This is a genomic window from Pseudomonas sp. GW821-FHT01D09 (assembly GCF_059422465.1).
Genome location: NZ_JBWKWY010000014.1, coordinates 56,486 through 78,540, shown reverse-complemented (window position 1 = coordinate 78,540; position 22,055 = coordinate 56,486). Strand labels below are relative to the sequence as shown.

Sequence of the window (22,055 nt, the reverse complement as noted above, 5' to 3'; positions counted from 1 at the left end):
GGGTAAACTGGCCGCCGCTTTTTACAAGATCAGACGCAGGGGTCAGATTATGCCGCTCACTCAAGAGCAGAAGAAACAGTACAAATCCATTGGCCACCATCTGAAACCAGTTCTGATTGTGGCAGACAACGGTTTGACTGAAGGTGTGTTAGCCGAACTTGAACGCGCATTAGGCGATCACGAGCTGATCAAGATCAAGGTCAACATCCTTGATCGCGAAGCACGCCTGGCCGCCATTGCAGAACTGTGCAAGGCGGGCAAGGCGGACCTGGTTCAGGTCATCGGCAAGATGGCGCTGCTGTATCGCAAGAATTTCAGCGCCAACAAGCAACTGTCGAACGTTCATCGCTTCAAATGATTCAAGGGTCACGGGCGTGCTTCGCGCGCCCCGCCACTCCATCCCGGCGCCGGCTGTACCACCAGCACCAAGCCAGAAAACCCTAGCACAAGATAGCTGAACAGCTGCCAGCGCAACGCTTCCGGCAGCAGCATGCGTACCACGCAATACATTGCGCACGCATACAGCGCCATCAACAGCAGTTGCCCACGCATATCCCGCCACAAACTTCCCAAGCCTTCGGCCTTGACCAGCACCAATGCCTGGAGCGTCACGCACGCCGCCGCAAATCCCACCAGCAGCGCACTCAATAATCCGCCGATCTCATCGATCAGCAACGGGGCCAGGCCAATCATGCCCAGCACCGGCAATACACCCAGATGCAACAGCCACAGCCCGCCGACCCAGAGCATCTGGGCCAGCTGCCAAAGCACGGCGCCCACGCGAAGCGGGCGCCGCCGTTCAGATGTGACGAACTTCGACAATCTCGTACTCGATCACGCCACCCGGCGTCTTGACGGCCACCACATCCCCTTCTTCCTTGGCGATCAAGGCGCGGGCCAGCGGCGAACCGACGGAGATCTTGCCGAGCTTGAAGTCAGCCTCGTCCTCACCCACGATGTGGTAAGTCACGCTTTCATCCGTCTCGACGTTGGCGATTTCCACCGTCGTGCCGAAAATCACCTTGCCGGTCTTGGGGATGGTCGTGACATCGATGATCACCGCATTCTGCATGCGCCCCTCGATATCACGGATCCGCGCCTCGACCATACCCTGCTGCTCACGGGCAGCGTGGTATTCGGCGTTTTCCTTCAAGTCACCCAACTCACGGGCCGTACCGATGTCCTGGCTCAGCTTTGGACGTACGACCTTGGTCAGGTGAGCGTGCTCCTCTTCCAGGGCCTTGGCGCCCTGGACAGTCATAGGGTATTTGATCATGCCTTCAATCCTGCGTGTAGATCCTGCAAGCGACGCACGGTCTTTTCCGGACCGAACTTGAGCGCTTCACAGATGGCTTCGCCAGCAGCAATGGTGGTGGTGCAGTAGATCTTGTGCTGCAAAGCGTTACGACGAATGGAGTAGGAGTCCGCGATCGACTGACGACCTTCAGTGGTGTTGATGATCAGGGTGACTTCGTCATTCTTGATCATATCGACCACGTGTGGACGGCCTTCCGTTACCTTGTTCACGCGACGCACTTTCAGGCCAGCCGCTTCAATCAGCTTGGCGGTCCCGGCAGTGGCCACGACTTCAAAGCCCAAGTTGATCAGATCACGGGCCACACCTGCAACCAGCGGCTTGTCATCATCACGCACGCTGATAAACGCAGTACCGCCGGTCGGCAGCACTTCGCTGGCGCCCATCTGGGCCTTGGCGAATGCTTCACCGAAGGTATCGCCCACGCCCATCACTTCACCGGTGGACTTCATCTCCGGGCCCAGGATCGGGTCCACGCCAGGGAATTTGGCGAATGGGAACACCGCCTCTTTCACACTGTAGAAGTTCGGAATAATTTCCTTGGTGAAGCCGATTTCCTTCAAGGTCTTACCGGCCATCACACGGGCGGCAATCATCGCCAGGGACACGCCGATGCACTTGGAAACAAACGGTACGGTACGCGAAGCACGTGGGTTGACTTCGATGACGTAGATGTCTTCGCCTTGCAGCGCCAACTGTACGTTCATCAGGCCGACCACACCCAGTTCCAGGGCCATTTTCTTGACCTGCTCGCGCATCTCATCCTGGATGTGCAGCGGCAGCGAGTACGGCGGCAGGGAGCACGCGGAGTCGCCGGAGTGAACACCCGCCTGCTCGATGTGCTGCATGATCGCGCCGATCACCACGTCGGTGCCGTCGCAGACCGCATCCACGTCCATCTCGATGGCGCAGTTGAGGAAGTGGTCCAGCAGCACCGGGCTGTCGTTGGACACTTTCACCGCATCACGCAGGTAGCGCTTGAGTTCGTCTTCTTCGTAGACGATCTCCATCGCCCGGCCGCCCAGCACGTAGGACGGACGCACCACCAGCGGGTAGCCGATCTTGCTGGCTGCACGGATGGCTTCGTCTTCGCTGCGCACGGTAGCGTTTGGCGGCTGGCGCAGGTTCAGGCGCTCGACCATTTGCTGGAAGCGCTCACGGTCTTCGGCACGGTCGATGGCGTCAGGGCTGGTACCGATGATCGGCACGCCGGCCGCTTCCAGGGCACGCGCCAGTTTCAGCGGGGTTTGCCCGCCGTACTGCACGATCACGCCTTTTGGCTTCTCGACGCGACAGATTTCCAGCACGTCTTCCAGGGTTACCGGCTCGAAGTACAGGCGGTCGGAAGTGTCGTAGTCAGTGGAAACAGTTTCCGGGTTGCAGTTGACCATGATGGTCTCGTACCCGTCTTCGCGCAGGGCGAGGGCGGCGTGTACGCAGCAGTAGTCGAACTCGATACCCTGGCCGATACGGTTTGGACCACCGCCGAGGATGATGATCTTGTCGCGGCCCGACGGCGCGGCTTCGCACTCTTGCTCGTAGGTGGAGTACAGGTACGCGGTGTCGGTGGCGAACTCTGCGGCGCACGTGTCAACGCGCTTGTAGACCGGGAAGATATCCAGCTTGTGGCGGTGGGTGCGCAGGTTTTTCTCGGTCACGCCCAGCAGCTTGGCCAGACGCTGGTCGGAGAAGCCTTTGCGCTTGAGGCGGAACATCAGGTCGCGGTCGATCGAGGAAAGACCCAGGGTCTTGACCTTCTCTTCTTCCTTGATCAGATCTTCGATCTGCACCAGGAACCACGGATCAATCATGTTCATGCCGAAGATGTCTTCGACGGTCATGCCCGCGCGGAAGGCATCAGCCACGTACCAGATACGCTCGGCGCCCGGCACCGTCAGCTCGCGCTTGAGGATGCTCATGCTTTCCGGGTTGCTCAGGTCGAGTTTCTCGTCCAGGCCGCAAACGCCCACTTCCAGGCCGCGCAGGGCTTTCTGCAGGGACTCCTGGAAGGTCCGGCCGATGGCCATGACTTCACCGACCGACTTCATCTGAGTGGTCAGGCGGGCGTCGGCTTTCGGGAACTTCTCGAAAGCGAAGCGTGGCAGCTTAGTGACGACGTAGTCGATCGACGGCTCGAAGGACGCCGGCGTAGCACCGCCAGTGATTTCGTTTTGCAGCTCGTCCAAGGTGTAACCGATCGCCAGCTTGGCAGCGATGCGTGCAATCGGGAAGCCGGTAGCTTTTGATGCCAGCGCCGAAGAACGCGATACACGCGGATTCATCTCGATCACGACCATGCGGCCGGTGTCCGGGCAGATACCGAACTGAACGTTGGAACCGCCGGTTTCAACGCCGATCTCACGCAGTACCGCCAACGAGGCGTTACGCATGATCTGGTATTCCTTGTCCGTCAGGGTTTGCGCAGGAGCCACGGTGATCGAGTCACCGGTGTGCACGCCCATCGGGTCGAAGTTTTCGATCGAGCAGACGATGATGCAGTTGTCCTTTTTATCGCGGACAACTTCCATCTCGTACTCTTTCCAGCCGATCAGGGATTCGTCGATCAGCAGCTCTTTGGTCGGCGACAGATCCAGACCGCGCGCGCAGATTTCCTCGAACTCTTCACGGTTGTAAGCGATACCACCGCCGGTGCCGCCCATGGTGAAGGACGGACGGATAATGCACGGGAAGCCCAGTTTTTCGAGAACCGCGTTGGCCTCTTCCATACTGTGGGCGATACCCGAGCGCGGGCAATCGAGGCCGATCGACTTCATGGCCTTGTCGAAACGCGAACGGTCTTCAGCCTTGTCGATGGTGTCGGCATTGGCGCCGATCATTTCTACGCCAAACTTTTCCAGGACGCCTTCGCGCTCCAGGTCCAGGGCGCAGTTCAATGCAGTCTGGCCACCCATGGTCGGCAGCAGTGCGTCCGGACGCTCTTTCTCGATGATCTTGGCAACGGTCTGCCATTTGATCGGTTCGATGTAGGTGGCGTCGGCCATGTCCGGGTCGGTCATGATGGTGGCCGGGTTGGAGTTCACCAGGATGACGCGGTAACCCTCTTCGCGCAGGGCCTTGCAGGCCTGGGCGCCGGAGTAGTCGAATTCGCAGGCCTGGCCGATAACGATCGGGCCAGCGCCGAGAATCAGGATGCTTTTTATGTCTGTACGTTTTGGCATGGGTTTGTCACTCAAATCCGCAGGTCAGTCGGCAAGCCGTCTTGAACAATCTTTGAAGAGCCTGCGGGGGCCACCGAGATTCGGGGCCGCCCGCAAGCCACTCAGTCAGCGTCGCTTGGCCATCTCATTGATGAAGCGGTCGAACAGCGGCGCTACGTCGTTCGGGCCCGGGCTCGCTTCAGGGTGGCCCTGGAAGCTGAACGCGCTCTTGTCGGTGCGCTCGATACCCTGCAGGGAACCGTCGAACAGCGATTTGTGAATGGCGCGCACGTTGGCCGGCAAGGTGGCTTCATCCACCGCAAAACCGTGGTTCTGGCTGGTGATCATCACCACGCCCGTGTCCAGGTCTTGTACCGGATGGTTGGCACCGTGATGGCCATGACCCATTTTCAGGGTCTTGGCGCCGGAGGCCAGGGCCAGCAGCTGGTGACCGAGGCAGATACCGAACACCGGGATCTCGGTGTCCAGCACGCCCTTGATGGCTTTGATCGCGTAGTCGCATGGCTCAGGGTCACCCGGGCCGTTGGACAGGAACACACCATCCGGTTGCAGGGCAAGTACGTCGGCGGCCGGAGTTTGCGCCGGCACCACGGTCACGCGGCAACCGCGCTCGACCAGCATACGCAGGATGTTGTACTTCACGCCGTAGTCATAAGCGACCACATGGTAAGGCAGCTCACTGGCTTCAATAGTCGCGTGGCTGTCGGTCTTCAAGTCCCAGACAGTGGAGCGCCATTCGTACTGCTCTTTGGTGCTGACGACTTTAGCCAGGTCCATGCCTTTCAGGCCGGGGAAGCCCTGCGCTGCAGCAATCGCCGCGTCTTCGCTAATATTGTCACCCACCATGATGCAGCCGTTCTGCGAGCCTTTTTCCCGCAGGATGCGCGTGAGGCGACGCGTATCGATACCGGCAATCGCCACCACATTGTTGGCTTTCAGGTAATCGGACAGCGACATCGTGTTACGCCAGTTGCTCGCAACCAGTGGCAGGTCACGAATCACCAGACCGGCCGACCAGACACGATCAGACTCGACGTCTTCCGGCGTAGTACCGGTGTTGCCGATGTGCGGATAGGTCAGGGTAACGATCTGCTGGGCGTAGGAAGGATCGGTAAGGATTTCCTGATAGCCGGTCATGGCAGTGTTGAACACCACCTCTCCAACGGTCTGACCGTCGGCTCCAATGGCTTCGCCGCGAAAAATGCTGCCATCAGCAAGGGCGAGTATGGCTGGCTTAGTCAAGAAGACCTCCCGTAAATAAAGCCTGAAAGGGCGATCGCAGGTTGTAAAAAAGCGGAGTGACGTATGGACACGTCACCCCGCTTCTTCACTGAATTATTCTGCGCGCTTTTAGTGGACACACTAAAGCTGTAGCTTACAGAAAAAGGCTATTTTGGTCCACCGCTAAAGAGCCTAAAAGGCAGGAGAATGCGACAGGACGTCGCTTAGCGGGTAAAAACGGGGCCCTAGAGTAATACCCAGGGCCCGTTTTTGCTACTGATTAACGCAGATCCAGCACGTCTTGCATGTCATAGAGGCCCGCTTCGCGGCCCTCCAGCCACAATGCGGCGCGCACTGCGCCCTTGGCGAAGGTCATGCGGCTGGAGGCCTTGTGGGCAATCTCCAGGCGCTCACCTTCGGCAGCAAACAGCACCGTGTGGTCGCCCACCACGTCACCGCCGCGCACGGTAGCAAAGCCAATGGTTTCACGCTCGCGCGCGCCGGTATGACCTTCGCGGCCATACACCGCGACTTTCGACAGGTCGCGCCCCAAGGCATCGGCAATCACTTCCCCCATACGCATGGCCGTCCCCGATGGCGCATCGACCTTGTGCCGGTGATGGGCCTCGATGATCTCGATATCCGCCTCATCACCCAGCACCCGCGCCGCCATGTCGAGCAACTTCAGCGACAGGTTGACGCCCACACTGAAGTTGGCGGCAAACACGATAGGAATATCCTGGCCCGCCGCGACGAGCAATTGCTTCTGCTCGGCACTCAGGCCGGTGGTGCCAATCACCATGGCCTTGCCCGCTTTGCGGCAGAACGCCAAGTTTTTCAGCATCACGTCTGGCAGGGTGAAGTCGATCAACACATCGAACTCTTCAACCACTTGCTCCAGGCTGCCGGACAACGCCACACCGATGCGCCCCAACGAGGCCAACTCACCCACATCGGCGCCGATCAGCGTACTGCCCGGGCGTACGATCGCCGCCGTCAGGCCCGACAGAGGCGAGCGCTGCTGCACCGCCTCCACCAGGTTCTTGCCCATGCGCCCGGCGGCGCCCATCACTGCTATACGTCGCATATCCAGGTCCTTACAGGTCGCCGAAGAAGCGCTTCACGCCTTCAAACCAACCAGCGGTCTTGGGTGAATGGGAGCCATCACCGTCCAGCGAACTGCGCAACTCTTCGAGCAACTCACGCTGGCGACGATCCAGGTTGACCGGGGTCTCGACGGCCACACGGCACATCAAGTCGCCCGCACCGCCGCCACGCACCGGTGCAACACCTTTGCCACGGATCCGGAACTGCTTGCCGGTCTGCGTCCCCTCAGGGATCTTCAGCTTGACCCGACCATCGAGAGTCGGAATCTCCAACTCGCCGCCCAGGGCCGCATCGACAAAGCTGATCGGCACTTCGCAGAACAGGTGCTTGCCGTCGCGCTGGAAGATCGAGTGCTCGCGCACATTGATCACCACGTACAGGTCGCCCGTCGGGCCACCCTGCGTACCCGCCTCGCCCTCGCCCGACAACCGGATGCGGTCGCCGGTATCGACACCCGCCGGCACTTTCACCGACAAGGTCTTGTACTCTTCGACACGCCCCTCGCCATGGCAGGAATCGCACGGATCGGAAATGATCTTGCCCTGGCCATGGCAACGCGGGCAGGTCTGCTGCACCGAGAAGAAGCCCTGCTGCATGCGCACCTGGCCGATACCGCCACAGGTCGGGCAAGTGATCGGCGAAGAGCCCTTCTTGGCACCCGAACCGTCGCAAGGCTTGCAGTTGACCAGCGTCGGCACGCGGATATTGACGCTGGTGCCGCGCACGGCTTCTTCCAGGTTCAGCTCCAGGGTGTAGCGCAAGTCGCTGCCACGCTGGGCACCGCCGCGCTGACCGCCGCGACCGCCACCAAAGAAGTCGCTGAATACATCGCCGAAGATATCGGAGAAATTCTGCCCGCCAAAGCCGGCACCGCCACCCCCCATGCTCGGATCGACACCGGCATGGCCATACTGGTCGTAGGCTGCACGCTTGTTCGGGTCACACAAGCATTCGTAGGCCTCATTGGCCTCTTTGAACATTTCCTCGGATTCTTTGTTATCCGGGTTACGGTCCGGGTGGTGCTTCATCGCCAGGCGACGGTAGGCCTTCTTCAGGTCCGCCTCGCTGGAGCCGCGCTCCACACCCAACACTTCGTAATAGTCACGCTTTGCCATAAGTCTTTGCACTCTTAAGGACGTCCGGCAAAACCCTCCTGAGCCTGCCAAACTCGTTGAGCCCCAATACAGGCCCGGACCCAACTCACGTCAAATTCAACGATCCTGGTCTTTACTGCTTTCAGCCGAGACCCAGCTAAAAACGCGGTGACTGTCGATCGCAAAGCAGGAGCATTCCCGATCACACCGCCAGCATCCGAACCTTGTCGCATGCTGTAAAAATTCCCGTACCCCAGACACGCCAACGCGGGAGCAAGCTCCCGCGCGGCGACATCCTACCAGTCACCGCTTGATAGCGGTCAACCGGGCGACCAACTTACTTCTTGTCTGTAACGTCTTCAAACTCGGCATCGACAACGTCGTCGTGCTTGGCTTCAGGTTCTGCCTGTTGCGCAGCACCGTCAGCTGGCTGGCCTTGCTCGGCGTACATTTTCTGAGCCACTGGCGCGGAGACTTTCGACAGTTCCTCAACCTTGGCTTCGATGGTGGCCTTGTCATCGCCTTTAACGGCGGCTTCCAGGGCAACCACGGCGGCTTCGATTGCGGCCTTCTCTTCAGCCGTCACTTTATCGCCAGCATCCGCGATCATTTTGCGTGTCGAGTGAACCAGTGCATCACCCTGGTTGCGGGCAGCGGCCAGTTCTTCAAACTTGCGATCTTCCTCGGCGTTCTTTTCAGCATCGTTGATCATCTGCTGAATTTCTTCCTCGGACAGGCCGGAGTTGGCCTTGATCACGATCGACTGGGTCTTGCCGGTGGCCTTGTCCTTGGCGCCTACGTGCAGAATGCCGTTGGCGTCGATGTCGAAGGTCACTTCAATCTGTGGCACGCCACGTGGTGCTGGTGGAATCTCGGCCAGGTCGAACTTGCCCAAAGACTTGTTCTGCGCAGCCTGCTTACGCTCACCCTGCAGCACGTGAATGGTCACTGCGCCCTGGTTGTCATCGGCAGTCGAGAACACTTGCGATTTCTTGGTAGGAATCGTGGTGTTTTTCTCGATCAGCGCGGTCATCACGCCGCCCATGGTTTCGATACCCAGGGTCAGCGGGCTGACGTCCAGCAGCAGCACGTCTTTCACGTCGCCAGCCAATACCGCACCCTGGATGGCTGCACCCATGGCAACCGCTTCGTCCGGGTTCACATCTTTACGCGCTTCTTTACCGAAGAACTCGGTGACCTTCTGCTGCACCAGCGGCATACGGGTCTGACCGCCCACCAGGATCACGTCGTTGATCGCGCTAACGTCGATACCCGAATCTTTCAGGGCAATGCGGCAAGGTTCGATGGTGCGTTGAACCAGGTCTTCAACCAGCGATTCCAGCTTGGCGCGCGAAATCTTCACGTTCAAGTGCTTAGGACCGGTAGCATCTGCGGTGATGTACGGCAGGTTCACGTCGGTCGAATTGCTCGAAGACAGCTCGATCTTGGCTTTTTCAGCGGCTTCTTTCAGGCGCTGCATCGCCAGCGGGTCACCCTTGAGGTTCATGCCGCTTTCTTTCTTGAATTCGTCAACGAGGTAGTCGATCAGACGAATGTCAAAGTCTTCACCGCCCAGGAACGTGTCGCCGTTGGTCGCCAACACTTCAAACTGGTGCTCGCCATCGACTTCAGCGATTTCGATCACGGAAACGTCAAAAGTACCGCCGCCCAGGTCATAAACGATCACGGTGTGGTCGCCCTTGGCCTTGTCCATGCCGTAGGCCAGAGCGGCCGCGGTAGGTTCGTTGATGATGCGTTTTACGTCCAGGCCCGCAATGCGGCCGGCGTCTTTGGTCGCCTGGCGCTGGCTGTCGTTGAAGTAGGCCGGAACGGTGATCACCGCTTCAGTCACAGCTTCACCGAGGTAGTCTTCGGCAGTCTTCTTCATCTTTTTCAAGATTTCAGCCGAGATTTGCGGCGGCGACATTTTCTGGCCGTTCACTTCAACCCAGGCGTCACCGTTGTCGGCCTTGGCGATTTTGTACGGCACCATCTTGATGTCTTTCTGTACGACTTCTTCGTCAAACTTACGACCGATCAAACGCTTCACCGCGTACAGGGTGTTGTGCGGATTGGTCACAGCCTGACGCTTGGCGGACTGGCCTACCAGGATTTCGCCATCGTTGGCGTAAGCCACGATGGAAGGGGTAGTACGTGCGCCTTCGGCGTTCTCAATCACCTTGGAAACGCCGTTTTCCAGCACGGAGACGCAGGAGTTGGTAGTCCCCAGGTCGATACCGATAATTTTGCCCATGATTCACTCTCCCGAAACTTTGGATTTGGTTGCCGCAGCAGTGGTGGCTAACTGCGGTAGCACTTAAACGCTTGACTTATAAATGGGGTCGTTACGAACGATTTCAAGCCTGCTCGTCAATCGACGGCGAAACCGGTGCGGGAGCCTTGCTCACCACCACCATCGCCGGGCGCAACAGGCGACCGTTGAGCTGGTAGCCCTTCTGGAACACTTTCAACACGCTATTGGGCTCAAGGTCAGCATTTTCCTGCATGGCCATGGCCTGGTGATGCTCCGCGTTGAACGGCTCGCCGCCTTGTGGATCGATGGCTTCCAACTGATAACGCTTGAGGGTGTCCTGGAACATTTTCAGGGTCAGCTCGATCCCTTCGCGCATGGCACGGATGTTTTCGTCGTCCGGGCTGGACAGCTCCAGGCCGCGTTCCAGGCTGTCGATGATCGGCAACAGATCACCGGCAAACTTCTCCAGCGCAAACTTGTGGGCCTTTTCTACATCCTGCTCGGCGCGGCGGCGGACGTTCTGCAGATCGGCAGCAACACGCAAAGCCTGATCCTGAGCGCCTGCCAGTTGCTCTTCGAGCACCTGCACACGAGCCGCCAGGTCTTCACCCGCTGCCTGCGAGGCCTGGTTGGCGTCTGGGTTTTGCGTATCCAGCGTCTGTTCGTCAGCCATAATTTTCTCCTTTCAAAATCCTGCACGAACTCAACTCGCGCTTCTGTTCCGGTATATGGGGCCACAATTTCCAGGTTCAAGGGCCGACATACCTCGACTCACACTTTCCCGCACATTCCCCATCGCACTAAAAAAAGCCGTCATCCAAGCAAATTGAGCTAAGTCGCAGGATTGTCAGCACCAAACAAAACACTGTATAAATAACCAGACCTAAAACCCGGGAGCAGCCGTCATGCTGGTTCACCTGTCCGTACATAACTACGCCATTGTCGAGCACCTGGATCTTGAACTGGATCGCGGGATGAGCGTAATCACAGGCGAAACCGGCGCCGGCAAGTCGATCATGCTCGACGCCCTGGGCCTGACCCTGGGTGATCGCGCCGACAGCGGCGTGGTTCGCCCCGGTGCAGACAAGGCCGATATCCTGGCGACCTTTGACCTGGCAGATATCCCGGAAGCCAGCGCCTGGCTTGCCGAGCGCGACCTGGATAACGACGGCCCGTGCATCCTGCGCCGCGTAATCACTGCCGAAGGTCGCTCCCGGGGCTATATCAATGGCACGCCCTGCCCCCTCGGCGACCTGAAAGCCCTTGGCGAGCTGCTGATCGACATCCACAGCCAGCACGAACATCAATCCCTGCTGAAAACCGACACCCACCGCCGCCTCCTGGATGAATACGCCGGTGCCACCGACCTGGCGCGCCAGGTGCAATTGGCTGCACAGCGCTGGCGCCAGACCCGCCAGGAGCTGGAGCGCCTGTCCAATTCCGGCGACGAACAGCGCGCTCGCCACCAACTCCTCAGCTATCAGTTGGAAGAACTGGAAAGCCTGGGCCTGGGCGAAACCGAGCTGGAACAGCTGGAGCAGGAGCACAAGAACCTGACCAATGCCGAAACCCTGCTGGGCATCTGTCGCCAGGTGGTCGAGCAATGCAGCGAAAGTGACTCCGGCAATGTGCTGAATGCGCTGACGGCCAGCCTTAACCGCCTGTCGAGCGTGAACAGCGGCTCGGGGTCACTGAGTGAAGCCACCACCCTGCTGACCAGTGCGCAAATCCAGGTAGAAGAGGCCGTGGGCGAACTGAACCGCTTCCTTGACCACTTCGATGCCGACCCGGCACGCCTGCAAGAGATCGAAGAACGTCTCGACACTATTTATACCCTGGCGCGCAAACATCGGATCCAGCCAACCGAAGTGGCGGCCATGCAGCAAAAGCTGCTGGACGAGATCGAAACCCTGAATGCCAATGATGAATCCATCGAACGCCTGGGCGACGAACTCGCCTCTTTTGCCCGGCATTACCAGGAAAAGGCCCGGGAACTGAGCGACCTGCGGCACCAAGCTGCAACCGGGCTGGCTTGCGCCGTGGAGCAGGAAATCCAACGCTTGGGCATGCCGGGCGGGCGCTTCACCATCGAGTTGCACGCCAATAGCGGCAATGAACTGCAGCCCAACGGCCTGGAGCAGGTCGAACTGCTAGTGAGCGCCAACCCCGGCCAACCTCTCAAGGCACTGGCCAAAGTGGCGTCTGGTGGCGAACTGTCACGGATCAGCCTGGCGATCCAGGTCATTACCGCCCAGACCTCCCGCGTACCGACCCTGGTATTCGACGAAGTGGATGTGGGGATCGGCGGGCCGACCGCAGAAATTGTCGGCCAATTGTTGCGCCGCCTGGGTGAGCGCGGGCAAGTACTGACCGTTACCCACTTGCCACAGGTGGCAGCACAGGGGCATCAACATCTGTTTGTACATAAGGTACGGGGCAGCGACGCGACGCATACAGCCGTGTCCAAGCTGAACAAGACCGAGCGGGTGGAAGAAGTCGCACGCATGCTCGGCGGCATCGACCTGACCAAAGAGTCCCTGGCCCACGCGAAAAAAATGGTGGTGACGGTGAAGGCCTGAGCCCTTTCCACCCCGTTTTTTCCATCGGCAGAAAGCACGAAGGCGACCCTAGGGTCGCCTTCGATCGTTTCGCAGAACGAATCTGCGTAGCTTTCTTACTTTTTCTTACGTATGTACAGAACCAGGTTGTGGTCCACCAAATCGAATCCATGCTCCTCAGCGATCTCATGCTGGAGCTTCTCGATTGCAGGACTGGTGAACTCGATAACCTCATTGGTATCCAGATCAACCATGTGGTCGTGATGACCACCGTCAGCCAGCTCGAAAACCGCATGACCGCCGTCGAAATTATGACGAACCACCAGCCCTGCGGCTTCAAACTGGGTCAGTACACGGTAAACCGTGGCCAGGCCGACGTCCTCGTTAGACTCCATCAGCGCCTTGTAGACATCCTCGGCACTCATGTGGCGCTGCTCGGCGGAATCGAGCATTTGTAGAATCTTGACTCGTGGCAGAGTCACTTTAAGACCGGCTTTGCGTAGTTCGCTATTTTCAACCATGGTTAGCTTTCTCGCGGATGCTGCTTCGCAGCTTCTCTTAATACGGGTATGATCGGCGTTTACGTTGTCCCAGCCAAGATAGTGGAAGTCGCCCACCGATGCAAAACACCAAGCTCTTGCTAACCAGTTTCACCCTTGTGGGACTGCTCGCACTCGCCGGTTGTTCATTCCCCGGGGTTTACAAAATCGACATCCAGCAGGGCAATGTCGTCACGCAGGACATGATAGACCAGTTACGCCCGGGAATGACCCGACGGCAAGTACGGTTTATCATGGGCAATCCCCTGCTGACCGACACATTCCATGCCGATCGCTGGGATTATCTCTATAGCCTGCAGCCTGGAGGCGGGGAACGCCAACAGGAGCGCGTCAGTGTCATCTTCAATGGCAACGACCAGCTCGTCAGCCTTTCCGGTGACTTCATGCCTGGCGTAAGCCGCGATGAAGCCCTGCTGGGCAAGGACAGCGGGACCAGCGTCACTGCGCCAGCGCAGAATGCTGAAAAGCCCAAGTCCGAGGTGCCGGCCAAGCCAGGTTCCTTGCTGGACACGATCCAGAAAGACATCGACAGTGTGGAAACCGTTCCGGTGCCGACGCCAGAACCCCTGGATACAAGCCCGCAATAATTTTCATCGTTCAACAAAAAGCCCGGCATGCCGGGCTTTTTGTTGCCTGCTATTTCACAGGCTAGGGGAGTTGCCGCCGAGCTTCGGCTGCTTTTGCCGCTCGCAGGCGCCTCACCTCTTTGGGATCCGCCAACAAGGGCCGATAAATTTCGATGCGATCGCCGACCTGCACGCTACGGGTTTCAGCATCCGCCACGACGCTGCCGAAAATCCCCAATGGGCAACGGGCGATATCCACATCGGGAAACTGCGCCGCAATGCCTGAAGCCAGCACCGCAGCCCTCAGGCTCGTACCCGGCGCAACCGCCAGGCTCAACAACCGTTGACGGTCTACCGCGGCGTAAACCACCTCAATCTCGATCAGTGACTCAGCCATGCAGTTGCTTGGCCCGCTGGCAAAACGCATCCACCAGGGTATTCGCGGCCTGATTGAACAGCGGCCCCAAGGTCGCCCGCACAATGGAACCTGCATAATCAAACGTCAGGTCCAGGCTGATCTTGCACGCCTTCTCCCCCAACGGCTTAAAGACCCAGACACCGTGCAGTTGAGTGAACGGCCCTTCTTCCAGATTCATCTCGATCGACCGCCCAGGGACCAGGACATTGCTCGTCACAAACTTCTGGCCAAGCCCCCCCTTGGACACCTCAAGACTCGCACGCATATGCTCATCGCTGCTCTCCAGCACCGTGGATGAAGAGCACCAGGGCAGGAAATCCGGGTAGCTCGCCACGTCGTTGACCAGGTCATAGAGCGCTTGCGCCGGGTAAGGCAGCAGGGCCGAGCGTTGAATATGCGTCGTCATGGGAGCGTTATTTCCGAAGCTGAGCGGCAAACATCGCGAAAAGACAGGCCGATTCGCGAGAGAAAAAAACCAGAAAACTGGCGGTATTGTCCGGGATTCATCCAACACGCTCAAGCACGCAGGTTGACCGTAGCCGACACGCTCGCAACTGCCTATAATGCCGCCCCTATGGCTAAACAAAAGAAACACCCAACAGGGACCATCGCGCAGAACAAAAAGGCGCGACACGATTACTTCATCGAACATCGGTTCGAGGCTGGTCTGGTCCTGGCCGGCTGGGAAGTAAAAAGTCTGCGTGCCAGCAAGTTGCAACTGGTCGACAGTTACGTGCTGCTCAAGGATGGCGAGGCCTGGCTGCTCGGCAGTCATATCACGCCGTTGATGACCGCCAGCACCCACGTGATTGCCGATCCGGTGCGTACGCGCAAGCTGCTGCTCAATGCCCGCGAACTGGAAAAGCTCGCCGCCGCCGTACAGCAGAAGGGCTACGCCTGCGTCTGCCTGTCGTGGTACTGGAGCAAGCACCTGGTCAAATGCGAGATCGCACTGGGCAAGGGCAAGAAGGAATACGACAAGCGTGATACCGAGCGCGAGCGCGACTCCAATCGGGAATTGCAGCGTGCCGTGCGCAACAAGGGCAAGGAAGACTGATCTTCCCCGCCCCTTGATGCGAGCCCGTGAGGCCAGGGAGCCTGCTCCCTGCGCCGCAATGCCCGGCTACATCCCCTTGCGGCGCTCCGCCCGGGCCATGCGCTGCACTTCCTGACGCACCTCTTCCAACACTTCCTGCACATACAGCAGGTGACGTGTTGAAACCTCGCGCGCCTGTTCTGCCCGCCCTTCGATAATCGCCAGGTACAGATCCCGATGCTGGCTGATCAGCATGTCCCGGGTTTCGGTACGCTGCTGGTACATGCCGCCGATATTGGTCACCACGTTACGCTTGAGCAAATCAAACAAGCCGCGAATGGTGTGCAGCAATACCGCGTTATGGCTGGCCTCGGCGATAGCCAAGTGAAACCGGGCATCGGCCGCACCTTCTTCAATACGGCTCACCTCATCATCACGCGTGTAGCAATCCTGCAGCGCATCAAAGGCAGCAGTCAGCCGTTCGCGGTCCACCTCCGTGGCGCGCAACGCAGCGTAATAAGCACAAGACGCTTCCAGCGTCTGGCGAAACTCCAGCAGATCACGCTGGGCTTCAGGGTTGTTTTCCAGCAGATGCAGCAACGGATCACTGAAGGTTGAACCCAGCGTCTCCACCACATAATTGCCGCCGCCCTGACGACTGACCAGCAAGCCCTTGGCCGCCAGTTTCTGGATCGCCTCACGTAAAGATGGGCGCGATACACCGAACTGTTCAGCCAGTGCGCGCTCGGCTGGCAATCGCTCGCCCGACTTCAACGTGCCCTCAAGGATCATCCCCTCAAGCTGCTCGACAATATCGTCGGACAAACGGCGCTGACGCACCTGATCAAACGCCATAACTGACTCTCCACGATCCCGGCCACTCGCCGGGCCCTCTATTCTGGCCTATTGGCGCGCCATCGGCACCTATCAGAACCCCTTTGATTACACCGATCAGACCCCACGCCCAGCGCTATGCGACCAAAGTTTCTCAGGCGGCAAATTGACACACCACCCCGAAGGCTCTTAACCTAGCCAACAGCGATTGTAAATTGGTCTTACCAATTATCCAAATCAGCTAACTATGCATGACCAACAACAATTAGGGGCCACCCCATATGCAAACCTGGCAACAGCTTTACAGCCCACTCGGCAGCCTTGGCCTGTCCGCACTGGCCGCCGTTATTCCCATCGTCTTTTTCTTCCTGGCCCTGGCGGTGTTTCGCCTTAAAGGTCATGTTGCCGGGAGCATCACCCTGGCGCTGTCGATCCTGGTGGCGATCTTTGCCTTCCAGATGCCGGTCGATATGGCATTCGCCGCTGCCGGCTACGGCTTTGCCTACGGCTTGTGGCCAATCGCCTGGATCATCGTCGCCGCGGTATTCCTCTACAAACTGACGGTCAAGAGTGGCCAGTTTGAAGTGATCCGCAGCTCGGTGCTGTCGATTACCGATGACCAGCGCCTGCAAGTGCTGCTGATCGGCTTCTGCTTCGGCGCATTCCTGGAAGGTGCTGCCGGTTTCGGTGCCCCCGTGGCGATTACTGCCGCGCTGCTGGTCGGCCTGGGCTTCAACCCACTGTACGCCGCCGGCCTGTGCCTGATTGCCAATACCGCGCCAGTGGCGTTCGGCGCCCTGGGGATCCCGATCATCGTGGCCGGCCAGGTCACCGGCATCGATGCATTCAAGATCGGCGCCATGACTGGCCGCCAGTTGCCGCTGCTGTCGCTGTTCGTGCCGTTCTGGCTGGTGTTCATGATGGACGGTATACGCGGCGTCAAGGAAACCTGGCCCGCCGCACTGGTGGCCGGTTTGAGCTTTGCCATCACCCAGTACTTCACCTCCAACTTTATTGGCCCGGAACTGCCTGACATCACCTCGGCCCTGGCCAGCCTGATCTCCCTGACCCTGTTCCTGAAAGTCTGGCAGCCCAAGCGCACTGCGGGCGCACAGATTGCTGGCGCCACCTCCAGCGTTTCGGTCACTGGCAGCGTCGGCGGTTTTGGCCAGCCGCGCACATCTGTGGCTTCGCCTTACAGCCTGATGGAAATTTTCAAAGCCTGGTCGCCGTTCCTGATCCTCACCGTACTGGTCACCATCTGGACCCTCAAGCCGTTCAAGGCGATGTTCGCCGCCGGCGGGTCGATGTACAGCTGGGTGTTCAACTTTGCGATTCCGCACCTGGACCAGATGGTGGTCAAAGTTGCCCCCATCGTCACCAACCCGACGGCCATTCCAGCCGTATTCAAGCTGGACCCGATTTCCGCCACCGGCACGGCGATTTTCTTCTCGGCACTGATCTCCATGCTGGTGCTGAAAATCAATTTCAAAACTGGTCTGACCACTTTGAAAGAGACGTTCTACGAGCTGCGCTGGCCGATCCTGTCCATCGGCATGGTGCTGGCATTCGCATTCGTGACCAACTACTCCGGCATGTCTTCGACCATGGCTCTGGTCTTGGCCGGCACCGGCGCGGCATTCCCGTTCTTCTCGCCGTTCCTTGGCTGGCTGGGCGTGTTCCTCACCGGTTCCGATACCTCGTCCAACGCCTTGTTCAGCTCCCTGCAAGCCACCACCGCACACCAGATCGGCGTCAGCGACACCTTGCTGGTAGCGGCGAACACCAGTGGCGGCGTAACCGGCAAGATGATCTCTCCACAATCGATCGCCGTGGCCTGCGCCGCGACCGGCCTGGTGGGCAAGGAATCCGACCTGTTCCGCTTTACCCTCAAGCACAGCCTGTTTTTCGCCACGATTGTCGGCCTGATCACCTACGCCCAGGCGTACTGGTTCACCGGCATGCTGGTGCACTAAGACCACAGGCAATACCGTAAGAACCGACGCCGCAGCCACCGTGCGGCGTCAGCTATTCACAACCCAGTCTGCTGGCCCCTGGCGCCAAGGCTCCCCAGACTGGGTGCTGCTGACCCTGGAGGCCCCATGAGTCTGCCCGTCGCGTTCCTTGATGCTGTCGCACGACTGATCCCGAAAGATCGGCGCTTTGACGACCCTCTTTCCACCCTGGCTTTCGGCACCGACGCCAGTTTTTACCGACTGATCCCGCAACTGGTGGTCCGCGTCGAATCGGAAGATGAAGTGGTCGAACTGCTGCAACTGGCACAACGCGACCGCGTGCCAGTGACCTTTCGTGCCGCCGGCACCAGCCTTTCCGGCCAGGCCATCAGCGATTCGGTACTGATCGTGCTCGGCGATAACTGGAACGGGCGCGAGATTCGTGGCCAAGGTACGCAAATCCGCCTGCAACCCGGGGTGATCGGGGCCCAGGCCAACGCCTGGCTCGCGCCGTTCGGGCGCAAGATCGGCCCGGATCCGGCGTCGATCAATGCCTGCAAGATCGGCGGAATCGTCGCCAACAATGCCAGCGGCATGTGCTGCGGCACCGCCCAGAACACCTACCACACCCTGGCCGGGATTCGCCTGGTGCTGGCTGACGGCAGTCGCCTCGACACCGAGGATGCCGCCAGCGTCGCCGCGTTCCGCGAGCAACATAGCCAGTTACTTGAGCGCTTGGCCACCCTGGGCCGCGAGACTCGGGCCAATTCTGAATTGGCTGCAAAAATTCGCCATAAATACCGTCTGAAAAACACCACCGGCCTGTCACTCAACGCCCTGGTGGACTTCGACGAGCCACTGGACATCCTCAGCCATTTGCTCGTGGGTTCCGAAGGCACTCTGGGCTTTATCAGCGCCGTGACCTACGACACGGTGATCGATCACCCGAACAAGGCATCGGCCCTGATCGTATTCCCCGATGTAGAAACCTGCTGCAACGCCGTGACCGTGCTGAAAACCCAGCCCGTGTCGGCGGTCGAGTTACTGGACCGGCGCAGCATGCGCTCGGTGCAAGACAAACCCGGGATGCCCGCGTTCGTACAACAGCTATCGGAAGGTGCCTGCGCACTCTTGATCGAATCCCGCGCAGCCTCGTCCACACTGCTGCATGAGCAACTGGCGCTGATCATGGCCTCGCTGGCCGACTTCCCGGTCGAGAAGCAAGTCGACTTCACCGAAGACCCGCTGGAAAACGCGCGCCTGTGGGCCATCCGCAAGGACACCTTCCCTGCCGTCGGCGCCGTACGCAAGACGGGCACCACGGTGATCATCGAAGACGTGACCTTCCCGGTAGAGCAACTGGCCATTGGCGTGAATCGCTTGATCGAGTTGTTCGACAAGCATCACTACGATGAAGCCATCCTTTTCGGACACGCCCTGGAAGGCAATCTGCACTTTGTGTTCACCCAAGGCTTCAACAGTGCGGAAGAAGTCACACGCTACCAGGCGTTCATGGATGACGTGGCGCAACTGGTGGCCGTGGAGTTCGGCGGTTCGCTGAAAGCCGAGCACGGCACCGGGCGCAATATGGCGCCCTTCGTCGAACTGGAATGGGGCAGCGATGCCTATCAATTGATGTGGCAACTCAAGCGCCTGCTCGACCCCAACGGCATTCTCAACCCGGACGTGGTGCTCAGCGAAGACCCGCAAATCCACCTCAAAAACCTCAAGCCCCTGCCGGCCGCCGATGAGATTGTGGATAAGTGCATCGAGTGCGGTTTCTGCGAGCCGGTGTGCCCCTCCAAGGGCCTGACCCTGAGCCCGCGCCAGCGCATTGTGATCTGGCGCGATATCCAGGCACGCAAACGCGCGGGCATCGACACCACCGAACTGGAAGCGGCGTATCACTATCAAGGCATCGACACCTGTGCCGCCACCGGCTTGTGCGCCCAGCGCTGCCCGGTAGGCATCAATACCGGTGACCTGGTGAAAAAACTGCGCAGCCGCGAAGCAGGCAGTACGAAAACTGCCGAGTGGCTGGCCAGCCATTTCTCCACTGCGCTGCAAGGTGCCCGTTTCACCCTGCATGTGGCCAACGGCGCACGCATGCTGCTCGGCGCTCCCCGCCTGGCGAAACTCTCAGCCTCCGTGACTAAGCTGTCCAAGGGACAAATCCCGCAGTGGACCAGCGCTATGCCGCAGCCAGAAAAAGCCATCCGCTTCAGCCCGGCCGTCACCGATGAACGCCCGCGGGTGGTCTACCTCGCGGCCTGTGTCTCGCGGGCAATGGGCCCGGCAGCTGGGGATAAAGAGCAAATGTCTCTGTACGACAAAACCCGCAACTTGCTGGAAAAAGCCGGCTATCAGGTGGTCATCCCGGACAACCCGGACAGCCTGTGCTGCGGCCAGCCCTTTGCCTCCAAAGGCTACGCCGAACAGGCCGAGCACAAGCGCCAGGAACTGATCGGCGCCCTGCTCCACGCCAGCCGTGGCGGCCTCGACCCGATCTACTGCGACACCAGCCCCTGTACCCTGCGCCTGGTCCAGGACCTGGGGCAAACACGCCTGGACCTCTACGACCCGGTCCGTTTTATCCGCACCCACCTGATGGACCGCCTGGACTTCACACCCCAAGACGCGCCGATTGCCGTGCATGTCACCTGCAGCACCCAGCACCTGGGCGAAAGCCAGGCCCTGATCGACTTGGCCCGGCGTTGCAGCAACAATGTGGTCATCCCCGAAGGCATCCACTGCTGCGGGTTTGCCGGCGACAAAGGCTTCACTACGCCGGAACTCAACGCCCACTCCCTGCGCTCCCTCAAGGACGCCGTGCAGTACTGCAGCGAAGGCATCTCCACCAGCCGCACCTGTGAGATCGGCCTGACCCAGCACGGAGGGATCGATTACCACGGCCTGGTCTACCTGGTCGACCGGGTGACCCAGGCCCGCGCAATAAAAACGAACCCCAGCGCACTGGCGTAGTCACTTGCTTAAGCCCCGGGCAACCGGGGCCGATCAATGACCTCGCCGGCTGCCCGCACATACCGCGCAGCATCGAGACCTCTTTGCACAAGGAGATACCTATGAAGCGTTCCGTACTGGCAGGTGTATTCGTTACCGCTGCGATACTGACTTCCCCCGTATTTGCCGCAGGCAATGAAGCAGACTTGTGTCAGATCAATCTGGACAAGATCAACAACGGCAAGGCGCTGCTCGCCACCGACACCAGTGGCAAACGCGGCGAAATCGACACTGCCGTCTCCCAAGCCAAGGCAGCCCACGCGTCCGGCGATGAAAAGAAGTGTATCGAAATCACCACCAAGGCCCTGCAAGACCTGCAGAACCTGGACAAAGGCGGCAACCCATAACCCGCCAACCGCTCAAGCCCCACCTTTCGGGTTGGCCTTCTGTGACCGTTTGACGTACACTGCATAGGCTTGTCACTCACGATTACACCGAGTAACAAGCACGGGGCCGTTTAGGATTCGACGCCGGTTGCGAACCTTTAGGTGCATGCCGAGTTGGTAACAGAACTCGTAAATCCACTGTTGCAACTTTCTATAGTTGCCAATGACGAAACCTACGGGGAATACGCTCTCGCTGCGTAAGCAGCCTTAGCCCTTCCCTCCTGGTACCTTCGGGTCCAGCAATCATCAGGGGATGTCTGTAAACCCAAAGTGATTGTCATATAGAACAGAATCGCCGTGCAGTACGTTGTGGACGAAGCGGCTAAAACTTACACAACTCGCCCAAAGCACCCTGCCCTTCGGGTCGCTGAGGGTTAACTTAATAGAAACGGCTAAGCATGTAGTACCGACAGCAGAGTACTGGCGGACGGGGGTTCAAATCCCCCCGGCTCCACCATTTCATCATCTAAAGACGTCCACGGACGTCTTTTTTTGTGCCTGAAATCCAGCGAAATCAAGGGCTTCAGGGCTATTGGCTTCCGCAGAGGCAT

Annotated in this window: 19 protein-coding genes and 1 other RNA gene; 8 read left to right on the top strand and 12 right to left on the bottom strand. The window is 59.3% G+C overall.

The genetic code is table 11. The features are described 5' to 3' along the window. The first annotated feature begins 49 nt into the window (after positions 1–49). Positions 50–358: a ribosome assembly RNA-binding protein YhbY gene (gene yhbY / locus AC07W7_RS14745; protein ID WP_122681712.1), complete on the top strand. Its 309-nt coding sequence runs from the start codon at positions 50–52 to the stop codon at positions 356–358. An 8-nt stretch (positions 359–366) separates the two neighbouring features. Here the strand turns inward: yhbY and AC07W7_RS14740 are convergent, their stop codons facing one another. The 8 genes from AC07W7_RS14740 to grpE form a co-directional block, all read right to left on the bottom strand. Beyond that, complete coding sequence (locus AC07W7_RS14740; protein ID WP_076962754.1) at positions 367–771, bottom strand: MFS transporter; 405 nt, start codon at positions 769–771, stop codon at positions 367–369. Positions 772–799: 28 nt separating this feature from the next. Continuing rightward, positions 800–1,276: a transcription elongation factor GreA gene (greA, locus tag AC07W7_RS14735; protein ID WP_032862903.1), complete on the bottom strand. Its 477-nt coding sequence runs from the start codon at positions 1,274–1,276 to the stop codon at positions 800–802. Continuing rightward, positions 1,273–4,494, bottom strand: a complete 3,222-nt coding sequence (gene carB / locus AC07W7_RS14730; RefSeq protein ID WP_169866378.1) for a carbamoyl-phosphate synthase large subunit — start codon at positions 4,492–4,494, stop codon at positions 1,273–1,275. Before carB ends, greA begins: the two co-directional genes overlap by 4 nt. A gap of 105 nt (positions 4,495–4,599) precedes the next feature. Further along, the gene (gene carA / locus AC07W7_RS14725) at positions 4,600–5,736 is read right to left on the bottom strand and encodes a glutamine-hydrolyzing carbamoyl-phosphate synthase small subunit (RefSeq protein WP_495039584.1); all 1,137 of its coding nucleotides are present in this window, start codon (positions 5,734–5,736) and stop codon (positions 4,600–4,602) included. A gap of 259 nt (positions 5,737–5,995) precedes the next feature. Continuing rightward, entirely contained in the window at positions 5,996–6,802 is an 807-nt protein-coding gene (gene dapB / locus AC07W7_RS14720; protein ID WP_495039583.1) for a 4-hydroxy-tetrahydrodipicolinate reductase, read from the bottom strand. Between the two features lie 10 nt (positions 6,803–6,812). Then, a complete protein-coding gene (gene dnaJ, locus AC07W7_RS14715) occupies positions 6,813–7,937 on the bottom strand; it encodes a molecular chaperone DnaJ (RefSeq protein ID WP_076962737.1) in 1,125 nt (374 codons plus the stop codon). Positions 7,938–8,253: 316 nt separating this feature from the next. Beyond that, a complete protein-coding gene (dnaK, locus tag AC07W7_RS14710; protein ID WP_099169412.1) occupies positions 8,254–10,170 on the bottom strand; it encodes a molecular chaperone DnaK in 1,917 nt (638 codons plus the stop codon). A gap of 103 nt (positions 10,171–10,273) precedes the next feature. Then, complete coding sequence (gene grpE / locus AC07W7_RS14705) at positions 10,274–10,843, bottom strand: nucleotide exchange factor GrpE (protein ID WP_038445951.1); 570 nt, start codon at positions 10,841–10,843, stop codon at positions 10,274–10,276. Positions 10,844–11,075: 232 nt separating this feature from the next. Here grpE and recN point away from each other — a divergent pair, with 232 nt between their 5' ends. Beyond that, the gene (recN, locus tag AC07W7_RS14700) at positions 11,076–12,749 is read left to right on the top strand and encodes a DNA repair protein RecN (protein ID WP_169866377.1); all 1,674 of its coding nucleotides are present in this window, start codon (positions 11,076–11,078) and stop codon (positions 12,747–12,749) included. 95 nt (positions 12,750–12,844) lie between these two features. Here recN and fur read toward each other — a convergent pair whose 3' ends face one another. Then, entirely contained in the window at positions 12,845–13,249 is a 405-nt protein-coding gene (gene fur, locus AC07W7_RS14695; protein WP_010562662.1) for a ferric iron uptake transcriptional regulator, read from the bottom strand. Positions 13,250–13,347: 98 nt separating this feature from the next. Here fur and AC07W7_RS14690 point away from each other — a divergent pair, with 98 nt between their 5' ends. After that, positions 13,348–13,875, top strand: a complete 528-nt coding sequence (locus AC07W7_RS14690) for an outer membrane protein assembly factor BamE (RefSeq protein ID WP_076962734.1) — start codon at positions 13,348–13,350, stop codon at positions 13,873–13,875. A gap of 61 nt (positions 13,876–13,936) precedes the next feature. Here AC07W7_RS14690 and AC07W7_RS14685 read toward each other — a convergent pair whose 3' ends face one another. Then, positions 13,937–14,251, bottom strand: a complete 315-nt coding sequence (locus tag AC07W7_RS14685; protein ID WP_169866376.1) for an RnfH family protein — start codon at positions 14,249–14,251, stop codon at positions 13,937–13,939. After that, on the bottom strand, positions 14,244–14,678 hold the full coding sequence (locus tag AC07W7_RS14680; RefSeq protein ID WP_032862891.1) for a type II toxin-antitoxin system RatA family toxin: 435 nt from the start codon (positions 14,676–14,678) through the stop codon (positions 14,244–14,246). The genes AC07W7_RS14685 and AC07W7_RS14680 overlap by 8 nt, the downstream gene beginning before the upstream one ends. A gap of 168 nt (positions 14,679–14,846) precedes the next feature. On the opposite strand from AC07W7_RS14680, the gene smpB reads away from it, so the two are divergent. Then, positions 14,847–15,329 carry an SsrA-binding protein SmpB gene (gene smpB, locus AC07W7_RS14675; RefSeq protein WP_029299012.1) on the top strand — a complete coding sequence of 161 codons (483 nt, stop codon included), beginning with the start codon at positions 14,847–14,849 and terminating at the stop codon, positions 15,327–15,329. Positions 15,330–15,395: 66 nt separating this feature from the next. Here the strand turns inward: smpB and AC07W7_RS14670 are convergent, their stop codons facing one another. Next, on the bottom strand, positions 15,396–16,163 hold the full coding sequence (locus AC07W7_RS14670) for an FCD domain-containing protein (protein ID WP_076962733.1): 768 nt from the start codon (positions 16,161–16,163) through the stop codon (positions 15,396–15,398). Between the two features lie 260 nt (positions 16,164–16,423). Between AC07W7_RS14670 and AC07W7_RS14665 the strand changes: the two genes are divergently transcribed. The 4 genes from AC07W7_RS14665 (at position 16,424) to ssrA (ending at position 21,961) form a co-directional block, all read left to right on the top strand. Then, positions 16,424–18,118 (top strand): lactate permease LctP family transporter, encoded by a 1,695-nt coding sequence (locus tag AC07W7_RS14665; protein ID WP_076962732.1) that lies wholly within the window; start codon positions 16,424–16,426, stop codon positions 18,116–18,118. Positions 18,119–18,244: 126 nt separating this feature from the next. Beyond that, on the top strand, positions 18,245–21,079 hold the full coding sequence (locus AC07W7_RS14660) for an FAD-binding and (Fe-S)-binding domain-containing protein (protein WP_495039582.1): 2,835 nt from the start codon (positions 18,245–18,247) through the stop codon (positions 21,077–21,079). Positions 21,080–21,180: 101 nt separating this feature from the next. Beyond that, positions 21,181–21,465 carry a PA2433 domain-containing protein gene (locus AC07W7_RS14655; protein WP_495039581.1) on the top strand — a complete coding sequence of 95 codons (285 nt, stop codon included), beginning with the start codon at positions 21,181–21,183 and terminating at the stop codon, positions 21,463–21,465. Positions 21,466–21,567: 102 nt separating this feature from the next. Next, positions 21,568–21,961, top strand: a transfer-messenger RNA (tmRNA) gene (gene ssrA, locus AC07W7_RS14650). The last annotated feature ends 94 nt before the right edge of the window (positions 21,962–22,055 follow it).